We start from the raw sequence: 2500 nt of genomic DNA, 5'->3' as shown, positions 1-2500 counted from the left end.
CCAGGGAAAACAACTCTCCAATCCCTGGAAAAAACACGACAACATCCCGCTGTAGGTCGCGCTTAATGTTCTCGAAAATCCTGATCGCCAACCGCGGCGAGATCGCGGTTCGCATCATCAAGACCTGCCGGCGCATGGGTATCGCCACGGTCGTCGTCTATTCGGAGGCCGACGCCGACTCGATGGCCGTGGAGATGGCCGACGAGAGCGTGTTCATCGGCGGAGCTCCGGCGGCCGAGAGCTATCTGGTCGCCGACAAGATCGTGGCGGCCTGCGGGGCGACCGGCGCCCAGGCGGTGCATCCCGGCTTCGGGTTCCTGTCGGAGAACGCCGGCTTCGCCCAGCGCCTGGCCGACGAGGGCATCGTGTTCATCGGCCCCAACCCCAAGGCCATCGAGGCCATGGGCGACAAGATCGAGAGCAAGAAGTTCGCGGCCAAGGCCGGCGTCTCGACCGTGCCCGGCCATGTCGGCGAGATCGACGACGTCGCCCACGCCCTCAAGATCGCCGCCGACGTCGGCTATCCGGTGATGATCAAGGCCAGCGCCGGCGGCGGCGGCAAGGGCATCCGCGTCGCCTGGAACGCCAAGGACGTCGAGGAAGGCTTCCCGGCCGTCCGCGCCGAGGCCAAGGCCAGCTTCGGCGACGACCGCATCTTCATCGAGAAGTTCATCGAGAGCCCGCGCCACATCGAGATCCAGGTGCTGGGCGACAAGCACGGCAATGTCGTCCACCTGTTCGAGCGCGAATGCTCGATCCAGCGCCGCAACCAGAAGGTCATCGAGGAGGCCCCCTCCCCGCTGCTCGACGAGGCCACCCGCGCGGCCATGGGCGCCCAGGCCGTCGCCCTGGCCCAGGCGGTCGCCTATGACAGCGCCGGCACCGTCGAGTTCGTCGCCGGCCAGGACAAGAGCTTCTACTTCCTGGAGATGAACACCCGCCTGCAGGTCGAGCACCCGGTCACCGAGCTGATCACCGGCGTCGACCTGGTCGAGCAGATGATCCGCGTCGCCTACGGCGAGAAGCTGGCCTTCCAGCAGTCCGACCTCTCGATCAACGGCTGGGCGATCGAGAGCCGCATCTATGCCGAGGACCCCTATCGCGGCTTCCTGCCCTCGATCGGGCGCCTGGTCCGCTACGCCCCGCCGCACGAGGGCGACGCCGGCGCCGCCAAGGTCCGCAATGACGCGGGCGTGCGCGAGGGCGACGAGATCTCGATGTTCTACGATCCGATGATCTCCAAGCTCTCGACCTGGGGACCGGACCGCGCCAGCGCCATCGCCGCCATGGGCCGCGCGCTCGAGGACTTCCACATCGAGGGCCTGGGCCAGAACATCCCGTTCCTGGCCGCGGTGATGGACCAGGAGCGCTTCGTCTCCGGCAAGCTCTCGACCAACTACATCAACGACGAGTTCCCCGACGGCTTCCACGGGACCGAGCCGACCCCGCTGCAGCGCGACCTGATGGCCGCCACGGCCTGCGCCATGCACCGCCGCCTGACCGCTCGATCGGCCCCGCAGTTGCTGCGCGACGAGTGGGTGGTGATCGCCGGCCATGACCAGCGCAACATCCGCGTGACCAACGGCGCCGGCGCGGTCGCCGTCGCCTTCGAGGACGGCCGCACGCTGAACCTGACCGAGATCGACTGGCGTCCCGGCCAGCCGCTGTTCAAGGCCAAGCTGAACGGCGTTCCGTTCACGGCCAGCGTCAAGCCGGCGGCCGAGGGCTTCCAGATCCGCCACCGCGCCGCCAGCGAGCGCGTGCTGGTGCTCACCCCCCGGTCGGCCGAGCTGCACCAGAAGCTGCCGCCCAAGCAGGCGGCCGACACCTCCAAGCTGATCCTCTCGCCGATGCCGGGCCTCGTCGTCAGCCTTGACGTCGAACCCGGCCAATCCGTCCAGGCCGGCCAGGCCGTCGCCATCGTCGAAGCCATGAAGATGCAGAACATCATCCGGGCCGAACGCGAGGGCGTCGTCAAAACCGTCGGTCCCAAGGCCGGCGACTCCGTCGCCGCCGACGAAGTGCTCGTGGAGTTCGCGTGATGCAGATGAAATCCCCCAGCGACGCCGACCATCTCGCCCTCGGCGAGGTCATGCGACGTCTCGACCTGACGGCCCGCGCCATCCGCTACTATGAGGAGCTGGGCCTGGTCCGCGCCCAGCGCGACCACCTCAACCGCCGCCGCTACGACCAGGACGCCCTCTCGCGGCTGAGCGCCATCGCCGAGTTCCGCCGGGCCGGCCTGTCGCTCGACGACATCGCCAGCATCCTGCGCCGCCAGGACGCCGGCGGCGACCACAGCGCCCATATCGACTATGCGGTCTCGCGCCTGGCCGAGCGCCTCAAGGTGCTGGAACAGGAACGCCGCGAAGCCGAGGCGGCCTTGAGCGCCCTGCTCGTCCACCGCCAGGCGACGCCCTGGCCCGTGGAGCTGCGCGCATGATCCCCGCAGAGCCGCGTCACGACTGGACGCTGTCGGAGGTGGAGGGACTGTTCGAGC

2 protein-coding genes are annotated in these 2500 nt (G+C 68.7%); both read left to right on the top strand.

Going from position 1 to position 2500, the window contains the following annotated elements; all coding sequences use genetic code 11:
• Positions 1-65 precede the first annotated feature (65 nt).
• Entirely contained in the window at positions 66-2042 is a 1977-nt protein-coding gene (locus RTL41_RS20830; protein WP_312167351.1) for an acetyl/propionyl/methylcrotonyl-CoA carboxylase subunit alpha, read from the top strand.
• On the top strand, positions 2042-2443 hold the full coding sequence (locus tag RTL41_RS20825; RefSeq protein WP_312167350.1) for a MerR family transcriptional regulator: 402 nt from the start codon (positions 2042-2044) through the stop codon (positions 2441-2443). The genes RTL41_RS20830 and RTL41_RS20825 overlap by 1 nt, the downstream gene beginning before the upstream one ends.
• Positions 2444-2500 lie beyond the last annotated feature (57 nt).

Source organism: Phenylobacterium sp., from assembly GCF_031984885.1.
Taxonomy (GTDB): Bacteria; Pseudomonadota; Alphaproteobacteria; order Caulobacterales; family Caulobacteraceae; genus Phenylobacterium.
Note: the sequence above shows the minus strand (reverse complement) of the source record. Positions and strands in the feature narration are given on the sequence as shown.

Excerpts from the sequence above, each read along its gene's own strand:
- RTL41_RS20830 (WP_312167351.1), top strand. The coding sequence starts at position 66 with ATGTTCTCGAAAATCCTGATCGCCAACCGCGGCGAGATCGCGGTTCGC.
- RTL41_RS20825 (WP_312167350.1), top strand. The coding sequence starts at position 2,042 with ATGCAGATGAAATCCCCCAGCGACGCCGACCATCTCGCCCTCGGCGAG.